The 20,582-nt window shown below is 71.8% G+C and carries 17 protein-coding genes; 8 read left to right on the top strand and 9 right to left on the bottom strand.

The features are described from left to right. From LO763_RS09225 to LO763_RS09215, 3 genes are all read left to right on the top strand, one after another. Positions 1 to 588: a GTP-binding protein gene (locus tag LO763_RS09225; protein ID WP_255672043.1), complete on the top strand. Its 588-nt coding sequence runs from the start codon at positions 1 to 3 to the stop codon at positions 586 to 588. A 211-nt stretch (positions 589 to 799) separates the two neighbouring features. Then, positions 800 to 1,366: a TetR/AcrR family transcriptional regulator gene (locus LO763_RS09220; RefSeq protein WP_230601677.1), complete on the top strand. Its 567-nt coding sequence runs from the start codon at positions 800 to 802 to the stop codon at positions 1,364 to 1,366. A 17-nt stretch (positions 1,367 to 1,383) separates the two neighbouring features. Then, positions 1,384 to 2,550 carry an FAD-dependent monooxygenase gene (locus tag LO763_RS09215; RefSeq protein WP_230601676.1) on the top strand — a complete coding sequence of 389 codons (1,167 nt, stop codon included), beginning with the start codon at positions 1,384 to 1,386 and terminating at the stop codon, positions 2,548 to 2,550. Positions 2,551 to 3,017: 467 nt separating this feature from the next. On the opposite strand, the gene LO763_RS09210 is transcribed toward LO763_RS09215, so the two are convergent. Then, on the bottom strand, positions 3,018 to 4,895 hold the full coding sequence (locus LO763_RS09210; RefSeq protein WP_230601675.1) for an HNH endonuclease signature motif containing protein: 1,878 nt from the start codon (positions 4,893 to 4,895) through the stop codon (positions 3,018 to 3,020). A gap of 644 nt (positions 4,896 to 5,539) precedes the next feature. Between LO763_RS09210 and LO763_RS09205 the strand changes: the two genes are divergently transcribed. Genes LO763_RS09205 through LO763_RS09195 form a run of 3 tightly spaced genes read left to right on the top strand, consistent with a single transcriptional unit; the run spans position 5,540 to position 8,369 of the window. Further along, positions 5,540 to 5,866 (top strand): type VII secretion target, encoded by a 327-nt coding sequence (locus LO763_RS09205; RefSeq protein ID WP_230601674.1) that lies wholly within the window; start codon positions 5,540 to 5,542, stop codon positions 5,864 to 5,866. Next, complete coding sequence (locus LO763_RS09200) at positions 5,866 to 7,023, top strand: hypothetical protein (protein WP_230601673.1); 1,158 nt, start codon at positions 5,866 to 5,868, stop codon at positions 7,021 to 7,023. The genes LO763_RS09205 and LO763_RS09200 overlap by 1 nt, the downstream gene beginning before the upstream one ends. Further along, positions 7,020 to 8,369 (top strand): hypothetical protein, encoded by a 1,350-nt coding sequence (locus tag LO763_RS09195; RefSeq protein WP_230601672.1) that lies wholly within the window; start codon positions 7,020 to 7,022, stop codon positions 8,367 to 8,369. Before LO763_RS09200 ends, LO763_RS09195 begins: the two co-directional genes overlap by 4 nt. Here LO763_RS09195 and LO763_RS09190 read toward each other — a convergent pair. The 6 genes from LO763_RS09190 to deoC all read right to left on the bottom strand — a co-directional run bounded on the left by LO763_RS09190 (position 8,353) and on the right by deoC (position 14,882). Beyond that, positions 8,353 to 8,841, bottom strand: coding sequence for a roadblock/LC7 domain-containing protein (locus LO763_RS09190; RefSeq protein ID WP_230601671.1), 489 nt, complete (start codon positions 8,839 to 8,841; stop codon positions 8,353 to 8,355). The genes LO763_RS09195 and LO763_RS09190 overlap by 17 nt on opposite strands. After that, positions 8,838 to 10,388, bottom strand: coding sequence for a hypothetical protein (locus LO763_RS09185; RefSeq protein ID WP_230601670.1), 1,551 nt, complete (start codon positions 10,386 to 10,388; stop codon positions 8,838 to 8,840). Before LO763_RS09185 ends, LO763_RS09190 begins: the two co-directional genes overlap by 4 nt. Positions 10,389 to 10,702: 314 nt before the next feature. Continuing rightward, positions 10,703 to 11,539, bottom strand: a complete 837-nt coding sequence (locus LO763_RS09180) for a SatS C-terminal domain-containing protein (RefSeq protein WP_230601669.1) — start codon at positions 11,537 to 11,539, stop codon at positions 10,703 to 10,705. A gap of 141 nt (positions 11,540 to 11,680) precedes the next feature. Continuing rightward, a complete protein-coding gene (locus LO763_RS09175) occupies positions 11,681 to 12,556 on the bottom strand; it encodes an aldehyde dehydrogenase family protein (RefSeq protein WP_230601668.1) in 876 nt (291 codons plus the stop codon). Next, positions 12,549 to 13,967 carry an aldehyde dehydrogenase family protein gene (locus tag LO763_RS09170; protein WP_230601667.1) on the bottom strand — a complete coding sequence of 473 codons (1,419 nt, stop codon included), beginning with the start codon at positions 13,965 to 13,967 and terminating at the stop codon, positions 12,549 to 12,551. The genes LO763_RS09175 and LO763_RS09170 overlap by 8 nt, the downstream gene beginning before the upstream one ends. Then, complete coding sequence (gene deoC, locus LO763_RS09165) at positions 13,968 to 14,882, bottom strand: deoxyribose-phosphate aldolase (protein WP_230601666.1); 915 nt, start codon at positions 14,880 to 14,882, stop codon at positions 13,968 to 13,970. Between the two features lie 94 nt (positions 14,883 to 14,976). Between deoC and upp the strand changes: the two genes are divergently transcribed. Next, positions 14,977 to 15,609 carry a uracil phosphoribosyltransferase gene (gene upp, locus LO763_RS09160; RefSeq protein ID WP_230601665.1) on the top strand — a complete coding sequence of 211 codons (633 nt, stop codon included), beginning with the start codon at positions 14,977 to 14,979 and terminating at the stop codon, positions 15,607 to 15,609. 179 nt (positions 15,610 to 15,788) lie between these two features. Then, on the top strand, positions 15,789 to 16,751 hold the full coding sequence (locus LO763_RS09155) for an RpnC/YadD family protein (RefSeq protein ID WP_230601664.1): 963 nt from the start codon (positions 15,789 to 15,791) through the stop codon (positions 16,749 to 16,751). A gap of 52 nt (positions 16,752 to 16,803) precedes the next feature. Here the strand turns inward: LO763_RS09155 and LO763_RS09150 are convergent, their stop codons facing one another. Then, entirely contained in the window at positions 16,804 to 18,477 is a 1,674-nt protein-coding gene (locus tag LO763_RS09150) for a phospho-sugar mutase (protein ID WP_230601663.1), read from the bottom strand. 56 nt (positions 18,478 to 18,533) lie between these two features. Further along, positions 18,534 to 20,510 (bottom strand): serine/threonine-protein kinase, encoded by a 1,977-nt coding sequence (locus LO763_RS09145; RefSeq protein WP_230601662.1) that lies wholly within the window; start codon positions 20,508 to 20,510, stop codon positions 18,534 to 18,536. Positions 20,511 to 20,582: the final 72 nt, after the last annotated feature.

Raw genomic sequence — 20,582 nt, 5'->3', positions numbered from 1 at the left:
ATGAACTCACCCGCAGACACCTCTCGTGTGACCTCTGCCAAGATCGTCATCGCCGGAGGCTTCGGCGTCGGCAAGACGACCTTGGTCGGATCGGTCTCCGAGATCACCCCGTTGACGACCGAGGCGATCATGACCTCCGCCTCCGAGGGCGTCGACGACAACAACCTGGTGCCCGACAAGGCGACGACCACGGTGGCGATGGACTTCGGTCGTATCACCATCGACCAGGACCTCATCCTGTACCTGTTCGGCACGCCGGGCCAGACCCGCTTCTGGTTCATGTGGGACGAGCTGGTGCGCGGCGCGATCGGCGCCATCGTCCTGGTCGACACCCGCCGTCTCGCCGACTGCTTCTCGGTGATCGACTTCTTCGAGCACCGCAAGCTTCCCTACCTGGTGGCGGTGAACTGCTTCGACGGCAAGCAGCTCCACGAGCTCAACGACATCCGCGACGCGCTCCAGATCTCGCACGACGTCCCCGTGATGTACACCGACGCGCGCAACCGGGAGTCCACCAAGCAGGTGCTCATCAAGCTCGTCGAGTACGTGCTGTCGATGCGCCGCACCCGCACCGTCGGCGTCCACTAAGTGCCCACAACCGGACGCTGACCGTCTAGGCTGACCCGAACCACCTGGACCATGCGAAGGGGCCCGAGGATGATTCCTCGGGCCCCTTCGCGTGCCCTGGGGGCCGCAGCGCCGACCCGGAAGCCTCGCCGCCGGACGCGCACGGATGGCATGCGAGTCGACGCGAGCTATATTTGGTCAATTGTCCAATACGATTGACCAAGGAGTGGTGATGGCGGCGCCGACCAACATCGAACGCGGCCGGGTGGCGCGGGAACGACTGCTGGCCGCCGCCCGGGACCTCATCGGCGAGATCGGCTGGAACGCCGTCAGCACTCGCATTCTGGCCGAACGCGCCGGCGTCCGTCCCGGACTCGTCCACTACCATTTCGAGTCCCTCCAGGCGCTGCTGCGCCAAGCCGTTCTCGAGGCGATGGGCGACATGCTCGGCGGCACCGCCGCCTTTCTCGCCGCCGCCGAGGACCCCGCCGAGGGCATCGACGCGGTGCTGTCCGGACTCGACGGTCATACCGGGGACGATCCGACGTCGCTGCTGTTCATCGAGGCGTACCTCGCCGCCACCCGAGACGTGCTCCTGCACGAGCGCATGCAGGCGCTCATGCTCGACTTCCGCGGCGTTCTCGCCGCGGCGCTCGACCGCGCGGGCCACCCCGCCCCGGATGACGCCGCGGCCTTCATCCTGGCCGTGATCGACGGGTTCCTGCTTCACAAGGGCCTCGATCCGAACCTCTCCGCCGTCCGCATCGCGCCGCTCCTGCGGCGAGTCGTCGAAGCCTGAAGGGAAGGAACACACGAATGGAAACCGTCATCTGCGGTGCGGGCATCGCCGGCCTCGCCCTCGCGAACCGCCTTCACCACCACGGATGGAACGTGCACCTCATCGACCACGCGCCCGGCCCCCGCACCCAGGGCTACATGATCGACTTCTTCGGGCCCGGCTACGAGGCCCTGACCGCGATGGGCCTGCGGTCGGCGCTGCACCGGGCCGCCGGGTCCGTCAGCGAAATGCGCTACGTCGACGGCCACGACCGCGTCACGGTGCGCGTCGACTACGACCTGTTCGCCAAGGCCCTGGGCGGCCAGATCGCCAGCCTCATGCGGCCCGAGCTCGAACGCCTGCTGCGCGAGTCGCTCGCCCCTGAAGTGGACCTCCGCTACAGCACCACCATCGACCGGATCGACGGCGACAAGACCGTGCTCTCCGACGGCACCGCCATCGAAGCCGACCTCATCGTGGGCGCCGACGGCATCCACTCCCGCGTCCGAGCGCTCGCATTCGGCCCTGAGGAGGACTACCTGCGCTTCCTCGGCATGCACACCGGCGCGTTCACCTTCACCGACCGCGAGACGGCCGAACGGGTCCGCGGACGGTTCGTGCTCACCGAGACCCTGAACCGCCAGATGGGCTTCTACGGCATCGGCGGCGACCGCGTGGCGGTCTTCACCGTGCACCGCACCACCGACCCGGTCCTGCCCGCCGACCCGCGCGCCGCCCTCTGCCGCGAGTACTCGGGCATGGGCGCCCTGGCCGACCGCGCCTTGGAGCTGTGCCCGCCGCCCGACCAGGTCTACTACGACCAGGTCGCCCAGATCGACATGCCGCGGTGGCACGACGGACGGGTGGTCCTGGTCGGCGACGCCGCCTATGCGGTCTCGCTGATAGCCGGCCAAGGCGCTTCGCTCGGCGTCGCGGGCGCGTTCATCCTGGCCGAGCGCCTTTCCCAGGCCTCCTCGGTCGCCGAAGGCGTCGCCGACTACGAGGCGCGCTGGCATCCGGTCGTGAGCGGGGTGCAGGAGGCGGCCCGGGACCGGGTCACCGAATGGTTCCTGCCGACCTCGGCGGTCAAGCTCCTGCTGCGGCGCTGGGGGTTCCGTGCCATGAACCTGCCAGGGCTCGACCGGCTCCTGATCGGATCGCTCTTCCCGAAGGACCATCGGACCGTCGCCGAACTCAGCGCTTGAGAGTCTTCGCCGAGGTACTGGGTTCGGGTTCCCAACCGGGGGCAGTGCTCGCTCGAACCCGACGCGGACGCGGACGCGGTGAAGGGGCGGTTCCCTCCCGAGCGGGGCACTTGCACCTCGGGGCGGCCGGTGCGAGAGGCCAGGGCGGACGGCGACAAGAGGTGGTCGCTTCCTGAGGTCGGTCTTCGGCCTCCAGACGGCGGATGCTCATGGTCAGGACCGGCGGCGACAGCGGGACGATCGTGCATCAGGCGGGGACTTCGGCTTCGGAGTGTGGAGGCACGTGAGGTGAGGGCGGGCGGCGATGGAGGGGTGGCTGTTTCTCGGGGCGGGTGTTCGGGTTCGAGGCTGGTGGGGGCTCGGAGTCAGGGCGGGCGGCGACAACGAGGTGGTTGCCTCCTTGGGGGACTTCGGCTTCAGGGTGGTGGAGGGTTGCGGTGAGGGCGGGCGTTGATGACGGGGTGGGGTCATGGTCGGGGTGGGGTGGGGTGACGGTCTTCGGGGTGTGGGCATGCTGGGGGGCCCGGCCCCGTGGGGGTTCGGGCTGCGGGCCTAGTGGTGTGGTGTGGCCTCGTGTCCCCCAGCAGTCGCCTGCTGGGGCGGGGTAAGAACGGTGGTTCGCCGTAGTCGATGGGCCCGACCGGCCCGGCTGGGGTCACTGGCCTGACCGTCTTGATCGTCCTGGCCGTGGTGGCTGTTCCCGCGAGGGCGGGCGCTTTTGGTGATGATGCTTCGGCTTCGGCTGTCGGTGCGGCCGGTGGCGTCGGCGTGGCGGCCGGGGCGTGTTGGCTGTGATCGCTGCGGTCGGCGCTGCTGGCGCTGCCGGTGGTGAATCGTGCTCGTGCTTTGGCGCGGGCTTCACGCATGGCGGCTTGGGCGCGTTCGCTTTCGATGATGGCGGCGTGGCCGTCGAGGTCCGGTTGCAACGTCTCGGACCATTCGGTCCGGTAGAGGCCGGTGGGGAACAGATCCCAGCCCGAACTCTGATGCTCGGTGTCCATGTCGGCGTCGGTGCGCCAGTCCGCACACCCGCACCCGGCATCGTCACCCCCGCGGCGACCGTGAGTGCCAGCGCCAGTGCCAGTGCCGCTGCTGGTGTGGTGGTCGTGGTGGGTGATGACCGCCTGGCCGGGGCCGGTCTTGGTGACGGTCCAGCCTTCGGTGTGGAGGCGGCCGTGGTGGAACCGGCACACCAGGATCAGGTTGGCGGCGTTGGTGGGGCCGCCGTCGGCCCAGTGGATGATGTGGTGGGCTTCGGTCCAGGCGACGGGCCGGGAGCAGCCGTGCCAAACACACCCTCCGGGCTGTTCAAGCTCGAGTTTCCTACGCAGAGCGGCATTCGGGAGGCGTAGGGCGCGGCCGAGTTCGACCGCTTCGCCGGTGGCGTAGTTGAACACGCTGGGGATGGTCAGGGCTTCGCAGGCCAGGAGCCGGGCCTGGGCGAGCGAGATCGGGTCGCCGTCCAGCAGGGGCACCCGCCCGGTGTCCTCCCCGCGCAAGGTCGCGATGTCCACGGTCAGGTTCAGGGTCGCGGTGTGTCCGTGCCGGGTGGCGGCTTCGGGTGAGGCGCCGTATCCGGCGAGGAGCTGGTGCAGGGCTTCGGCGTGGCGGTTGGCTTGCGGGGGCAGGACCCCGTCAGTGTCGGTCTCGTCTTGGCGGGGTGGTGGGCAGGCGGTCTTGAGGTATTTGTCGAGGAGCCTGCCGGTGGTGGCGGTGAGTTCGGCTTCGAGGTGCCACATGCCGTTCCCGGTCTCGACCAGGTCGAGGCGCTGCAACGACTGCTCCCCGAGCGCATCCAGCAGTTCGGTTTCTGCGGCGATGGCCGCCCACAGCCCCTCGAGGTGATGCTGGAGGTCGTTGAAGGGGGCGTGCTGGCAGTACTGGGCCACCATCGCCTCAGGAGTCGCGCACTCCACGGCGGGGTCGAAGGGGGAGGGGACTGCTTCGCGGAAGGGGGTGCGGGCGAACAGGCGCATCGCCGGGGTCTGGTCGAGTTGGCGGACGGCGTAGGCGACCTGATCGATCCGGGCTTCCCCCGAGACTGCTGCTTTGGTGAGGATCCGGAACTTGCCCGACAGGCGTGCGATCGCCGCGATCGCTCCGGCGGTGTTGAACGTGAAGTCGAACTGCGACAGCAACAAGTCCCGCAGCGCCGAGAACCCGAAGGCCGAGCGGTGGAGGTTCCGTTCTTTCATCGCAATGACTGTGGAAAGCACCTGGGCGTGGAAGGCATTGATACCGGCGGCCGCTGTATCGAGGGTGGCGCGCAGTTCCCGGGCCTGAGCGGCCCGGTCGGCGGTGCCGATAAGGGAGGGGGCGTCCGGGGTGGTGGTGCAGGTGTTCATTGGGACCTGGCCTCCTTTCCACTGTGCTCGAATACTTGCCTGGTTGTCGTTCTTTCACGCTGTATCAATGGTGACAGGTTGACTCCGGACTGTCATCGGTCGAAGGTATGAAAACCTGCCTGAACAGGCATAACTTTAGTCAGGGGTGCTACGGCGCGAGGCCGACCGCGACCCCGACGCCGTCCGCGCCGACCACCGCGGCCCCGCCACCATCCACTCCGACCACCGCGGCCCGACGCCCGCCACTCCGCCCCGGCATCCACCCACCCCTCCGTCGCCGCCCGCCTTGACCTCCACCACCCGCGCACTCCGAATCCGACATCCCCACCCCGGCTGAGAGGACTCCTCCCTCGCTGCCCGCTCTGACCGCGACCCGCCCCGGCCAGAGCGCTTTCATCGCCACTCCGATCCACAACGACCTCCTCGCCCCCGCGCGTTCACCGAACACCGGACCGGGCCCTCCCGCGTCGCACTCAACCGAACCGTCTGCACCCCGCCGCCTGTCCGACCCCCCGGCGCTCCCGACCGCGCTGGCAGCGGTGTCATAAGCTCGTCACCGTGCCCGCCCGGGCCGGCGAAGCCCGGCGGGCACGGTCGAAGCGCCCCCGGCGGCCCGGCCGCCCGCCCCCGAACGGAGACCCGACATGCCCTGGATCGACGTCGACGCCGAGCAGCTGCGCCGCGCCGCCGCCGCGCTCCGCGAGACCACCGGCGAGGTCGACGCCCTCGCCGACTACGCCCACGAGGCCGACCCCGACTGGTGGACCTGGGGCCTCGGCGGCATCCCCTTCGCCGGCCTGTACTTCGGCGTCAGCGAGATGGTCTTCCACCCCGCGCTCAAGGACGCCGCCGAAGCCGTCGAGGGCCTGAGCTCGCGCCTCGAGGAGTGCGCCGCCGACCACGAGGACAACGACGCCGAGATCGCCGCCGCACTGGAGCGGATCGGCTCCGAGATGAAGGGCGGCAACTGATGTCCGACGAGGTCCAGGAGCCCACCTGGAACGACGGCGCCCTCCCGCAGCAGCCCGGCGTCAACGACTGGACCCCCGGGGCCCAGGAGGCCTACGACGCGGTGAGCGGCAAGGGCTCCCGAGGCGTCGCCTCCGACGACGCCCACTCCGGGCTCCACCAGTGGGCGAACCAGCGCCTGGCGGGCTCGGGGAGCGACACCCACCAGAACCGCGCCGGGGACGCCGTCGGCACCGACGTCCGCGTCAGCGGCCGCGACGCGGACGGGAACCTCCTCTACAACGCCCGCTCCCAGCACTCCAACAGCGGCATGAACATGCTCCAGAGCGCCACCGCGCCGGTCACGGCGGGCCTCAACACGTACAAGAACTTCTCCAAGATCGAGGGCCTCAGCGACTGGGACGGCATCGCCACCGCCGTCACCGGCCTCGCCGGCGACGTCACCTCGGTCATGGACATGGCCCAGGACTACGCGGCCTTCGTCGAGCACGTCACCGACCCCAAGTTCGACCCCGTGCAGTGGCTGGCGGGCACCGTCATCGACTTCCTCATCCAGCTGTTCCAGCCCCTGGAGGACCTGGTCGGCGTCGTCTCGGGCAACGAGACCCGGATGCGCAAGTCCGCCGAGATGTGGGTGAAGGTCTCCGAGGGCGCCCAGCAGACCGGCGAGTACATCTCCGCGACCGGCGCCGCCGAGCTGGCGGCCTGGGTCGGCGAGGACGGCGACGCCGCGCGCACCCGCGTCGACGAGCTCGGCCGGTCGGTGTCCGTGATGGGGTTCGTGGCGATCGGCATGAACGCGCTGCTGCTCCAGATGGCCGACCTCGCGAAGCTGCTGCGGCAGGACATCGTCGACCTCATCGCCAAGGGCGTCTCGTGGATGATCACGAACCTGCTCCCGCAGGTCGCGGCCGGGATCGCCACCTTCGGCGCCACCGTGGCCACCGCGATCGCCAGCGGCATCGCCCGCGTCGCTTCCCTGGTCATGAAGGCGCTCAACTCGATCGCGAAGGTCCTGCGGATCGCCGAGGGCGCCGCGAAGGTCGTCGGCGTCATCGCCGAGATCCTCGAGAAGATCCGCCCGGTCCTCGACTTCCTCAAGACCCACAAGAACGCGATCGTCAACGGCACCAGGGTGGCCCAGCAGGCCTTCCAGTGAACTGGGCGTGGATCCGCGCGCTCGGCGGCGTCCGCGCGGCGCCGTACGAGATCGCGGCGCACCCGCTCGGGCGCCCGACCCGGCCGGTGCTCTCCGAGGCCTACTACGCCAAGCGCCGCAGGCGCTTTCGCCTGCGGTACGGGTCGCGGCCGGTCCGCGTCGGCGGCGGTCCGGGGCCGCGGCCACCGCAGGGCGGCGGCCTCCTGGTCCTCGAGTCCGACCTGCTCGGCCCGATCGGCGAGCACGACGACACGCGGCCGTTCACGCCGGTGGTCCTCGTCGACGGCGAGCCGGTCGCGACCGGTTTCGGCCGGGGCCTGGTCACCCTGGAGGCGGGGGACCACCTCGTGCAGGTCCAGGCGGGGGCCTCGGCCGGGTACCACCCGGTCCGGATGCGCCCGGGCGGCCACGCCGCGGTCTCGTCCTTCGTGCCGCAGCGCGCGGACGCCTCGCTCCGCGGCGCGGCGTTCCTGCGCCAGTTCCCCATGACCGCGACGGGAGCGGTGCCGCGCCGGATCGGCTACCTGGTCGACGTGCCCGTCACCGCCCTCGCGCTCGTCGCCGGGGTCGTCCTCGGCGCGGCCCTCATGGCCCCGCTCGACCCGCCGACGGCCCTCGGACTGCTCGCGGCCCTGGCGATCGGCGTCGTGTGTGCGGTCCTGGGCCACTGGGCCGTGAGGCTCCTCCAGCGCCTCGCGGTCGCCCGCGCCGAGCGCCGCCTCGGATCGCTCCCCGCGGCCCTCCATGCGCCGCAGCCGTTCCCGGGCGGCTCCTGGCGCCTGATCGACCCGCACGACACGGCCGCGCCGGCGGGTTCGGACGGCATGGCGGTGCTGCGGCTGGGCCTCACCTTCGTCCGGTCGCCGCAGCCCCGGGACGTGCCCGAGGCGCCGCCGATCGACATGCGCTCGCGCATCGGCGAGGAGTACCCCAGGCGCCTGCGCCGCTCGGCCTTCGCGCCCGGGCCCGACCCCGCCCGCGAGGCGGAGGCGGCCGCGGCGCGCGTGAAGCGCTTCGGGGAGGCGTACCCGCCCGAGGCCCGCCCGTGGGTCGACGCCCCGCTGGTCACCGTGGACGGCGAACCGGTCCCGGCCGCGTGGGGGGTCAACGAGTACCGGCTCGCGCCGGGCGCGCACCGCGTCGACATCGCCGCACCGCCGCCTCCGGCGGTGCTCACCGGCGCGGACACCGCCGTCGAACTCGGCGGGGCGTCCGCGACGATGGCGGTCGACCTGCGCGCAGACCGGCCCGTCGCCCGGGACGCCATGGCCCGCATCGCGATGGTCCCGGCCGCGTCCGGCCGGGAGCTGGCGCGCTACCGCGCCGAACTCACCCCCGACGCGTGAAGGGCCCCGAGGCGGGAGCCCCGGAGCCCTTGCGCGACGGCGTCGTTAAGACGACCTTCGGGATCGACCCCGTGTTCGTCAGGGCCTCGTTGAGCAGCGGCCCCACCTGCATCGTGAACTGGCCCAGCTCGTAGCCGAGCTGCTCGCGGTCGCACTGCGACACCGCCAGCAGCGTCAGGCAGATCTGCGGGCCCACCGGGGCGGCCAGGAGCACGCCCTCGGCCATCTCCACGATGACCTGCTGGGTCGGCCCGTGGTCCATCGACCGGCCCGCGCCCTCGCCCATGGAGAGCAGGCCCGATCCGATGCCCGCCAGCTGGTCCGCGCGCTCCTTCGGGAGTCCTGCCGAGACCGCCAGCGGCAGGCCGTCGACGCTGACGAGGACCGCGTGCGACAGGCCGGGGGTGCGCGCCACGAGCGAGCCGAGCAGCATGCTCAGGGAGCGCTCGTAGACGCCGAGGTTGGCGCTCATCGGGCGGCCATCCTCTCCGTCCGGGAGGCCGTGCCGGGACGCGCGCCGCGCGCGCGGCCCCAGCCCTTGAAGTAACCGGCGGTGTTCTGCGCCAGCAGCTCCGGGTCGCGCTCGATCGGCTCGTCGAAGCGGTCGCGCTCGTCGGCGACCACGGCGCCGGGCACCAGGTTCGCCTGGGGCTTGCGGCGCGGCAGGCCGGTCGGGGTGGTCGGCTCCTCGGTCGCAGGGGTCTCGTTGACGGTGCGGGCGGTGCGCCAGCCCTCGTCGCCGGGGAGGTTCCACGACTCCGACTCGGGCTCCTCGCTCTCGGGCCGCTTGAACCAGGCGCTGCGGGCCTGGCCCATGATCAGCAGCCCGTCGTCGTCCATGAGGCTCGCGACGTCCACCATGCGGACGTCCTCCTTCGGCTGCCACGGGTGGCGGCGCGGCTCCGGGTCGGGCTTGTACGGCTCCTTGGGCTGGAAGACGTCTTGGTTCTGGGGGAGCTCGGCGGGCTCGGCGCGGCGGCGGCGCCGGATCGACTGCGTGTGGTGGTCGCCGTCGACCGTCTGGCGCTCCTGGGGCTCCGGCGGGAGCACCTGGGTCGCCTCGAGGTCGGCCTGGACCAGCGAGTGGAGCTGCGAGGCCGGGTCGAGGGCCCGCAGGCTCTGGCGGTCCGGCAGGTCGCCCGGGAGGCGGACGGTGGTGTGCGTGTCCTGGCCGCGGCGGCGGCGCGGGGAGGTGCGCTCCTCGGTCGGCTCCTGCGCCGCGGCGGGCGCGGGCGCGTCGAGGCGGGGGCGCTTGGCCTGGAGGAGGCCGATGAGGCCCTCGAGCGAGCGGTCCCAGGCCGAGACCGCCTCGGCGGTGGCCGAGACGGACGGGGCGACGGACGGGTCGTCCCCGCCGCCGATCTCGCGGATCGCCTCGGTGAGCGCGCCGGCCATCGCCGCGACCTGGCCGGGGTCGGCCACGGTCGCCAGGTCGGCGGCCAGCTCCTCGGTCGAGATCGACTGGAGCGCGCCGGGCTGGGGGAGCCGGGTGAGGATCGCGACGGCGTTGGCCTCGCTCGGGTCGTCCCAGGCGGCCAGGGCCGCGGGGAAGACCGCGCGCAGGAGGCACGTGAGCGCCTCTGACGCGTCGTGGCGGGCCCTGGCGGCCGAGGCCACCGTGTCCAGGATGGGGCGCAGAGCGTTGATCTCAGGGCGCGCGGCGAACGGCTGGCCCGAGACCTCGCCGGTGGCCAGGCCGCGGGCGATCGCGATGGCGTCGTCGAGCGCGTCCTTGGAGCGCGAGGTGCGGCCGGGGGCGCGGACGACGAGCTGCCCGGCGGCGGCGGCGTACTCGGCCAGCTGGACGACGTCGGCGTCGACGGCCACCGAGACGGACTGGCCGGGGGCCGATCTGGCGAGGAGCCCGTTGAAGCGGACCCAGCCGCGCGGATCGTCGCCGAAGGTGTCGGTGGCGATGAGTCCGCCGCCGGCCGCGACGAGGGCGACCGCGCAGGTCGTGTCGCCGTGCCCGGCTCCCGCTACCTGCTGGTCGATGGTGATGCCGCAGAACACTTGCACCCGCGGAGCTCCTCTCGTAGGGCGCGCCCGCCCGGGCGCCGTTCCCTGTCGGCGAGGCTTGCGCCCGGCCCGTTTTTACCAGTCCGTTATCAGTTTTCCGCAGAATACTCGGTTCTGCAACCGGACAGCCAGTGCGGGTTCATGAAGGGCGGGAAGGTCATAACAGGCATTTGCGTCAATTCCCAGTCCGCCCTGACCTGGGGATTCCACATTGGAATAACGCAGTGGTGCCGCCGCGACTACAGTGCGGCGGCACCGGGAATCGATCTGGGCGTACGAGTCGGAATGGGCTGTTCGGCCGATGGGGTCCGGTCCTATCCGCGCCATTCCACATGGTCGTTGACCTTCGCGATGACGCCGCGCCAGGCGATCGCCGCCTGCTGGGCGTCGTTCTTGCGCAGCCGCCGCTTCGCGAGCTTCCCGCGCAGGCCGCCCTCGACGACGACGCGGAAGGCCTCGTCGAGGTCGTCGAGCGGGGACCCGGAGGCGAGGGAGCCGACGATCGAGTCGTTCTTGAGCGCGTAGCCGAGGTCGCGGCCGACCTCGGCGGCCTTGATGAGCAGCTCGGGCTCCCAGGTGTCGTGCCCGCCGCGCAGGTTCGCCACGACCAGGTCCAGCTCGTAGGTGTCGGCTTCGTCACAGACGACGTCGTCGGCGCTCAGGCGCTCCTGGAGCTCGGCGTACTCCTCGATCGCCGCGAGGTCGTGGTCGTCGTGCTCCCTGACGTACGCGACGAGCGCCTCCGCCTCCCGGAAGACCAGCAGCTTCCCCTTGCGGGTCAAGAAGACCGGGACCTCCTCGGGCTCGGCGTCGAGGGCGTCCTCCTCGGCCTCGGCCGCGGGCTCCTCGTCGTCCTCGAAGTCGGCCGCGTCGGGCTCGGGGGCGTCTTCGTCCTCGGCGTCGTCGGCGATGTCGGGGCGGCCCTCCGCGTCCTCCACGGGGGCGTCCTCCTCCTTCGCCACGGCCTCCGCCTCGGCGTCCTCGGACTCCTGGGCGTTCTTCGGGCCCGGCAGGGTGTCCGACATCCGGTAGGCGCGCAGGGTGAAGCCGGAGTCCTTGCCCAGGTGGAGCTCCACCGGGTCCACCCCGGTCTCGTTCCAGAGCTTGTCGGTCTCGGCGCTGCGCTCCGAGGCGTTGGATTCGGCCGCCATGTCGCGTCCCTCCCGCAGTCGTCAACATAGAGTCGTCTAGCTGGGGAACAGCCTACGACCACGCCGCATGCGGCGTCGCAACCGGTATGCGCTTTTCTCAATGGAATACGGAAAAGGGCCGCGATGCGGCCCCTTTCCCCGCTAGTACGCCCCGCCCGCGGCGGCGGCCATCCCGGCCGGGTGCCACACGGTCTTGTACTCGGTCCACTGCCGCAGCAGGTCGAGCGAGGCGCCGGCCCGGCCGGGGCGGCGCACGACCTTCAGCGTCCCGGCCGCGGCGGCCTCCAGCTCCGCGGCGAGCGCGGCGTCGCCGACGCCGCCCAGGTCGAGCCCGTTGACGTCCGCGTGGGACGCCAGGTGCGGCGCGACCTCGGCGACCTTGCCGCTCAACAGGTTCACTACCCCGCCGGGCAGGTCCGAGGTGGCGAGCACCTCCCCGAAGCTCAACGCGGGCAGCGGCTTCGACTCGCTCGCGAGGACCACGACGGTGTTCCCGGTCGCGATCGCCGGCGCGAGGGCCTCGACCAGGCCCAGGAACGGGTCGTCCTGCGGCGCGACGACCGCGACGACGCCGAGCGGCTCGGGCTTGGTGTGGTTGAAGTACGGCCCGGCGACCGGGTTGGCCCCGCCGAGCACCGACGCGTACTTGTCGGTCCAGCCCGCGTAGTGCACGAGCCGGTCGATCGCCGCCTCCACGGTCCCCAGGGCCTCATGGGGTTCGGCGCCGGTGGCCTCGGCGACCTCCTCGGCGAACTGCCCCGCCCTGCCTTCGAGCATCTCGGCGGCCCGGTACAGGATCTGCCCGCGCAGGTACGCGGTCTGCCCCGCCCACGGCCGCTGCGCCTTGCGGGCGGCGGCCACGGCGTCGCGGGCGTCCTTGCGGCTGGCCATGGCGGCGTTCGCCAGCACGGTGGCGTCGGGGCTGCTCACCGGGTAGCTCCTTCCGGACTCCGAACGGGGGAACTTCCCGCCCACGTACAGCTTGTAGGTCTTGTTGACGCGCAGACGGTCAGACATCGAGGTAGGCCTCCAGTCCCTGGCGGCCGCCCTCGCGGCCGTAACCGGACTCCTTCAGGCCGCCGAACGGGCTGGCGGCGTCGAACTGGTTGAACGTGTTGGCCCAGACCACGCCCGCGCGCAGCCGCTCGGCCGCCCACAGGATCTTGGAGCCCTTCTCGGTCCACACCCCCGCCGACAGGCCGTACGGGGTGTTGTTGGCCTTCGCGATCGCCTCGTCGGGCGTGCGGAAGGTCAGCACCGACAGCACCGGCCCGAAGATCTCCTCCTGGGCGATCCGCATGGACTGCTGCACGCCGGTGAACACGGTGGGGCGGAACCAGAACCCGCGCTCGGGCAGGTCGCAGGCGGGCTGCCAGGCGTCGGCGCCCTCCTCCTCGCCGGCCTTCGCCAGCGCGGTGATGCGCTCGAGCTGCTCGGCGGAGTTGATCGCGCCGATGTCGGTGTTCTTGTCCAGCGGGTCGCCCACGCGCAGCGTGGCGACGCGGGCCTTGAGCCGCTCCAGGACCTCGCCGGCCACCGACTCCTGCACGAGCAGGCGCGAACCGGCGCAGCACACGTGCCCCTGGTTGAAGAAGATCCCGTTGACGATCCCCTCGACGGCCTGGTCGATCGCGGCGTCGTCGAAGACGATGTTGGCGGCCTTGCCGCCCAGCTCCAGGGTGACCTTCTTCTTCGAGCCCGCGACGGCCTTCGCGATGGCGCGGCCCACGGCGGTGGAGCCGGTGAACGCGACCTTGTCCACGGCGGCGTCGACGAGCGCCGCGCCGGTGGCCCCGGCGCCGGGCAGGATGTTGACCACGCCCGGGGGCAGGTCGGCCTCCTGGCACAGCTCGGCGAACATGAGCGCGGTCAGCGGCGTGGTCTCGGCGGGCTTGAGCACCACCGTGTTCCCGCACGCGAGCGCGGGCGCGATCTTCCACGCCAGCATGAGCAGCGGGAAGTTCCACGGGATGACCTGGCCCACCACGCCCAGCGGCCGCGGGTCCGGCCCCAGGCCCGCGTAGGCGAGCTTGTCGGCCCATCCGGCGTGGTAGAAGAAGTGCTGCGCCGCGGTCGGGACGTCGAAGTCGCGGGTCTCCTTGATGGGCTTGCCGTTGTCGAGGGACTCGGCGACGGCGAACTCGCGGGCCCGCTCCTGGAGGAGCCGGGCGATCCGGAAGAGGTACTTGCCGCGCTCGGCGCCGCTCATGGGGCCCCACACGGTCTCGTGGGCGCGGCGGGCGGCGGCGACGGCCTTCGCGACGTCGGCCTCTCCGGCCTCGGCCACCGTGAACAGGGACTCCTCGGTGGACGGGTCCACCGACTTGAAGTCGGCTTGCCCGTCGACGAACTCCCCGTCGATGAACAGGCCGTAGTGCTCTTTGATCTGGGGCCGCACCGACTCGGGCGCGGGCGCGTACTCGAACATCTAGTCCACCGTCACGTAGTCGGGGCCGGAGTAGTGGCCGGTCTTGAGCTTCTGGCGCTGCATGAGCAGGTCGTTGAGGAGGCTGGAGGCGCCGAAGCGGAACCACTCGTTCGACAGCCAGTCGTCGCCGAGGACCTCGTTGACGCACACCAGGTACTTGATGGCGTCCTTGGTGTTGCGGATGCCGCCGGCGGGCTTGACGCCGACCTGGACGCCCGTGGCGGCCCGGTAGTCGCGCACGGCCTGCATCATGAGCAGGGTGACCGGGAGGGTCGCGTTGACGCCCACTTTGCCGGTGGAGGTCTTGATGAAGTCGGCCCCGGCGTGCATGGCGAGCCAGGAGGCGCGGCGCACGTCGTCGTAGGTCGCGAGCTCGCCGGTCTCGAGGATGACCTTGAGCCGGGCCTCGCCCGCGGCGGCCTTGACGGCCTTGATCTCGCGGAAGACCAGGTCGAGGTCGCCGGCGAGGAACGCGCCGCGGTTGATGACCATGTCGATCTCGTCGGCCCCGGCCCGCACGGCGGCCTCGGTGTCGGCGAGGCGGACCTCCAGGGGCACCTGCCCGGCGGGGAACCCGGTGGCGACCGAGGCGACCTTGACGCCGGTGCCCGCGAGGGCCTCGGCGGCCGCGGGGACCATCGAGGGGTAGACGCAGAGGGCGGCGGTCGAGGGGGCGTCGCCGTCGGGCCGCGCGGCCTTGGCGGCGAGGGACCGGACCTTCCCGGGGGTGTCGGCGCCCTCCAGGGTGGTCAGGTCGATCATGCTGATGGCGAGGTCGATGGCCTTGGCCTTCGACTCCTTCTTGACCGAGCGGGTGGCGAGCCCCGCCGCGCGCGCTTCGAGGCCGACCGCGTCGACGCCGGGGAGGGCGCGGACGAGGGAGGCGGCCTCAGTGCCGCTCAAAATTGATCCCATGACCCGATGGTATCCAAACTCCCGGCAGGCGGGATGCGGACTGTGGTGACCAGCTCACATTAGCGCGGCGAGCTGGACGTTAAGGTTGGGAACCGTGGATGTCAAGATCGTCGAACACCCGCTCGCCGCCGAGCGCCTCACCGCCATGCGGGACGAGCGCTCGGACTCGCCGAGGTTCCGGGCCGCCCTGCACGAGCTCACCATGATGCTCGTCTACGAGGCCACGCGCGACGTGGCCGTGACCGAGTACGGGATCAGGACCCCGGTCGCCCCCGCGAAGGGCTACCGGCTGGGGAACCCGCCGGTGCTCGTCCCGGTGCTGCGCGCCGGGCTCGGCATGGCCGACGCGGCGCAGGCGATGATCCCGGACGCCTCGATGGGGTTCGTGGGCCTGGCCCGGGACGAGGAGACGCACGAGCCGTACGCGTACATGGAGTCGCTGCCGGACGACCTGGCCGGGCGGCACGTGATCGTGCTGGACCCGATGGTCGCCACCGGCGGCTCGCTGCTGCGCTGCTGCGAGATGATCGCCGCCAGGGGCTGCACCGACATCGACCTGATCAGCGTCCTGTGCGCGCCGGACGGCATCGCGAAGCTGGACGCCTCGGGGATCGCCATGAAGATGACGACCGCGGCGGTCGACCCCGAGCTGAACGAGAAGGCCTACATCGTCCCCGGCCTGGGCGACGCCGGAGACCGCCAGTTCGGCGCCTACAGGCGCTTCTAGAAGACGAACACGAAAGGGCCCGATCGCGTAGCGATCGGGCCCTTCGGTTTACGCGGATACGCCCGCTCCTTACGTGAATGTGACTTCCTCCATCTTTCGGGGATTTGCCGTCACCTTTCTTCACGCGAACGAGTTAGCCGCGCTGACAGCGCATCCTTTCGAGTGCTGAAGGAGGCCTATTGGCCCGCGACGGCATCACACCGCAGCACGAGGCGATCCTCGAAGTAGCACGCTTGAACCCGGCCGACACGCTGGAGCTGCTCAAGATCGCCGGTATCGACTACGACCCTGGGGAGCTCACCGAAGCCCGAACCGATTCCGAGAACGCCAACCGCCGTTTCCCCCGTGAACGCCGGATCGATCTCGTTGCTCGACTCGTCATGAACGGCGGGCCGATCCTGGTGCCGATAGAGGCGCACCGCCGCAACAACCAGAACCCGGCCAAGCTGGTCGCGAAAGCCCGCCGCAAATGGGCCGCCGATGTCGCGGTGCTCTACGAGGACTACGACTGCCCGGTGATCATGCTCGTCATCAGCGATTGCGACGAGGTGGCCGCCGAGGCCCGGCAGCCGATCGGCATGGGACCGGGCTCCCAGGTCCGGCCCGTCTCGATCGGGCCGGCGCAAGTCCACGCGATCACCGACCTCCACGCCCCCGGCGCCAGTGCCGGGACCGCGATGCTGTCGGCGATCTTCCACGGAAACGGACCGGACCGCGTAGCGGTCCTCAACGCACTCGACCAGGTACTGGCTACCATCGACAAGGAGGAAGCGGGCTGCCGTATCGGCGTGGTCTTCACCGCGCTGAACGAGGAGTCCGCGAAAGTCTTGGAGGCGATCATGGCAACCACCAAGTTCGAATACCACTCGGAGTGGACCGACAGCCTTCGTAAGGAGGGGCGCGAACAGGGTCGCGAACAAGGCCGCGAAGAGGGCCAACTCAAGCAGGCGCGCAAGTCGCTGCTCGCGGTCCTGCAACGGCGCTCGATGCCCGTCACCGCCGAGACGCGGAAGTTCATCGACTCCTGCGGGGACCTCGACCAGTTGCAGGCCTGGCTGGTAGCCGCCGCGATCGCCGACAACCTCGACGAGGTCTTCGGCGTCGACCCCGACATGCAGCGGATGTTCTACGGCGAGGACTGAGGGTGAATGAAGTGGGGCCCGCGCTCTGCGCGGGCCCCACTTCATTGAGCGTCTAGTGCGGCACGCCCAGGATCGCGGCGACCTCCGCCCGCAGGGCCTCGACGCCCGCCCGGGCGCGCTCCCTCGCGGCGGTCAGGTCCCCGCCCACGTCCTCGCGCACCTCCAGGTACGCCTTCAGCTTCGGCTCGGTGCCGCTCGGGCGGCACACGACCCTCGCGTTCGCGGTCGTCACCGTCACCACGTCGGCGTCCGGCAGCCGGTCGACGTAGTCCGCGACCGGCTCGTCCAGCAGGCTCTGCGGCCGGTTGGCCCGCAGCCGCTTCATGCACGCGTCGATCTCGGCCAGGTCCTCCACGCGGATCGAGAGCTGCCCGGTCTCGTACACCCCGAACTCCTCGGCCAGCTCGTCGAGCCGGTCCTGGAGCGTCGCGAACCGCGCCGCCTGCCCCGCCGCGATCTCCGCGACCACCAGCGACGCCGAGATCCCGTCCTTGTCCCGCAGGAACTCCGGCGCCACGCAGTAGCCCAGCGCCTCCTCGAACGCGAACGCCAGGTCCGCCCCGGCCCGCGCCAGCCACTTGAAGCCGGTCAGCGTCTCGTCGTACTTGAGGCCGCGCTTGTCGCACATGGCCTTGAGCTGCGTGGTCGACACGATCGTCGTCGCGTACGTGCCCTTGCGGCCCTTGCGCATCCAGTGGTCGGCCAGGAGCACGCCCACCTCGTTGCCGGTGAGCTGGCGCCAGGTGCCGTCGCCGGCCGGGACGGCCACCGAGCAGCGGTCGGCGTCCGGGTCCAGGGCCAGCGCCACGTCCGCGCCCTCCTCGACCGCGAGCGCCTTCAGCAGGTCGATCGCGCCGGGCTCCTCCGGGTTCGGGAACGCCACGGTCGGGAAGTCCGGGTCCGGGTCGGCCTGCTGCGCCACCAGGGTCGGGGCGGGGAACCCGGCCCGCTCCATGGCCTTGACGAGGGTGAGCCCGCCGACGCCGTGCATCGGGGTCGCCACCGACGCGAGCCGCTTGGGGTCGTCGGGGTCGACCACCGAGGCCACCGCCGCCAGGTACTCCTCCACGACGGCCTCGTCGAGGACCTCGCCGTCGTTGCCCAGGGGGATCTCCGAGAGCGGCCCGAGCGCCTCGATCGCGGCCTCGATCTCGGTGTCGGCCGGCGGCACGATCTGCGCGCCCGCGCCCAGCTCCCCGCCGAGCTCCCGGCCCAGGTACACCTTGTATCCGTTGTCCTGCGGCGGGTTGTGGCTGGCGGTCACCTGGACCGCCGCGGCGCCCTCGAGCCGCGTCACCGCGAACGCGGTCACCGGGGTCGGCAGCGGCCCGGGCATGACCAGGGCCCGGCGGCCCGAGCCGGTGACGACGCGGGCGGTCTCGGCCGCGAACTCGCGGCTGCCGTGGCGGGCGTCGTAGCCGATGACGACCGGGCCCGCGGCCCCCTTGGCGTCCAGCCAGTTCGCCAGTCCCGCGGCGGCCGCGCGCACGACCGCGAGGTTCATCCCGTTCGGGCCCGCCCGCAGGGGCCCGCGCAGGCCCGCCGTGCCGAACTCGAGCCGCCCGGCGAAGCGGTCGGCCAGCTCCCCGGCGGACTCGGGGAGGGCGTCGAGGAGCCGGTACAGCTCGTCGCGGGAGGACTTGTCAGGGTCGTCGGTGATCCACTGCAGCACTCGGGCCCGCAGGGCATCGAGGTTCACGTCGTTGGCAGGCGCAGACTCCGTCATGGGGAAATGGTCGCACATCCGCCACCGGGGAGGCCGGTGTTGCGGGCGGTGTGGTCTCAGCCGGTCTGGAACGAGGCGACCGCCTCGTCGTAGACCTGCCGCGACAGCTCCCACACGTCGTCGTCGCCGGAGATGAACACCCCGAACGTGGTCCCGTCGCCGGCGTCCACGATGGCCCAGACCGAGTGCCGGTCGGCGCCCGCCTCGTCGAGGTTCGTGCCGGTGTACTCCAGCACGGTGCCGCTCATGCCGGCGATCTCGACGTCCCCGAACTCGACCTGCTCCAGGTCCGTCATCTCGTTCGGCAGGCCGTCCCAGTACTCCCCGAGGTAGCCCTCGGTACCGGAGGCGCCCCGGTCCGAGCCCGCGTAGAACCGCACCCACTGGGTGTCGTCCTCGGGGTTGAAGTACGTGACGAAGTCCTCTCGGCTCTCGCCCTCGCTCCAGCCGGCCGGGTAGTTCACGCTGAACCCGTCGCCCTCGTGGACCGCGGTCTCGAAGGCCGGGCCGCCCTCCCCGTCCGAGTCCCCTTCGGACTCGCCGCCTTCGGCGCCCGACTCCTCGCCGGCGCTCTGCGACGCGTCCGGGCCCTCCGCGGCCCCGCCGCCGTCGTCGTCGGCGAACAGGAGCCGGTAGGCGCCCCAGCCGAGCACGAGCACCAGCAGCGCGCACACGGTGATGACCGCCGCGGACTTCCACGGGTTGCCCTCCGGCTCCGGTTCGGGCTCGCGGACGCGGGGGCGCGCGCCGGTGCGCGGCGGCGAGCCCTCCAGGTGGTCCTTCTGGGCCGCGGCCTGCCGGTGCGGCGGCGAGGGCGCCCCCGCCGCGCCCGGCGCGGCGAACGGCCCGGCCAGGAGCGACGCGAGCTCTTCGCGCACCTGCGCGAGCGGCGCGCGCTGCTGCGGGTCCTTGGCGAGCATCCCGCCCAGGAGCGGCGTCAGCGGCCCGGCGTGGCGCGGGCTCTCCGGCGGCTCCTGCACGACCGCGCGCATGGTCGAGACCGCGTCGCCCCGGTCGAACGGCGGGCGCCCCTCGACGGCCGCGTACAGGGTCACGCCGAGGCTGAACACGTCGCTGGCGGGCGCGGCCGGGTGGCCCACGGCCCGCTCGGGCGCGATGTAGTGCGCCGACCCGAGGACCTTGCCCGGCGTGGTCCCGCCCGACATCTGGTGCATCTGGGCCGCGCCGAAGTCCGACAGGACGCAGCGCCCGTCGGTGGAGATGAGGACGTTGCCGGGCTTGACGTCGCGGTGGATGATCCCCGCGTCGTGCGCCGCCTGGAGCGCCCCGACCAGCGCCAGGCCGATCTTGGCGACCACGCGCGGCGGCAGCGGCCCGTCCTGGGTCAGGATCTCGGCCAGGCTCCGCGCCTGGAGCAGTTCCATGACGATCCACGGCAGCCCGAGGTGCTCGACCACGTCGAACACGCGGATGACCGACGGGTGCGAGAGCCCCGCCGCGATCTGCGCCTCCCGGCGGGACCGGTCGATGAGCTGGGCGCGCTCGGCCGGCGGCAGGTCCGGCGGCAGGAAGACCTCCTTGAGGGCCACCTCCCGGCGCAGCACCATGTCGTGGGCGCGCCACACCGATCCGTTGCCGCCCTTGCCGACCAGGTCCACCAGCTGGTACCGGTCGGCGACCAGGTCGCCGGGTCCGGCCCGGTTGCTCCCTCCGGTGCCGGGGCCGAAGGAGCGCGGTCCCTGGTCGTCGCCGACGGCGAAGCTCTGCCCCAGGTTCCCGTAGTTGCCGTACGAGGAGCTGTTGCGGTAGGAGGAGTCGCCGTACGAGTCGCCGCCGTAGGGGTCGCGGTTGTAGCCGGACTGGCGCCCGGAAGGCTCGGATCCGGGGCCGGGCCGCTCCCAGGCCTGGCCGCCGAAGGAGGGGTGGGGGTCGCGCCCGCGCGGCTCCGAGCCGTACGGGGAGCCCGAGAACTCCTGGGACGCAGGGGGTTGCCGCGGTGACGGCGCGCGACCGGACCGGGGGTCCTCATAAGCGCCGGGACCGCCGCGACCGTAGTCAGATGAGTACGTCATTCGGCCACTCCTCGCGAGGGATCCACACTAGTCTGCCGCGTCCCGGCCACCGAGTCGGTACCGGGTTTGCGT

It is taken from the genome of Glycomyces amatae (assembly GCF_020991375.1).
Lineage (GTDB): Bacteria > Actinomycetota > Actinomycetes > Mycobacteriales > Micromonosporaceae > Glycomyces > Glycomyces amatae.
This window is presented reverse-complemented; position numbering and strand designations above follow the sequence as displayed.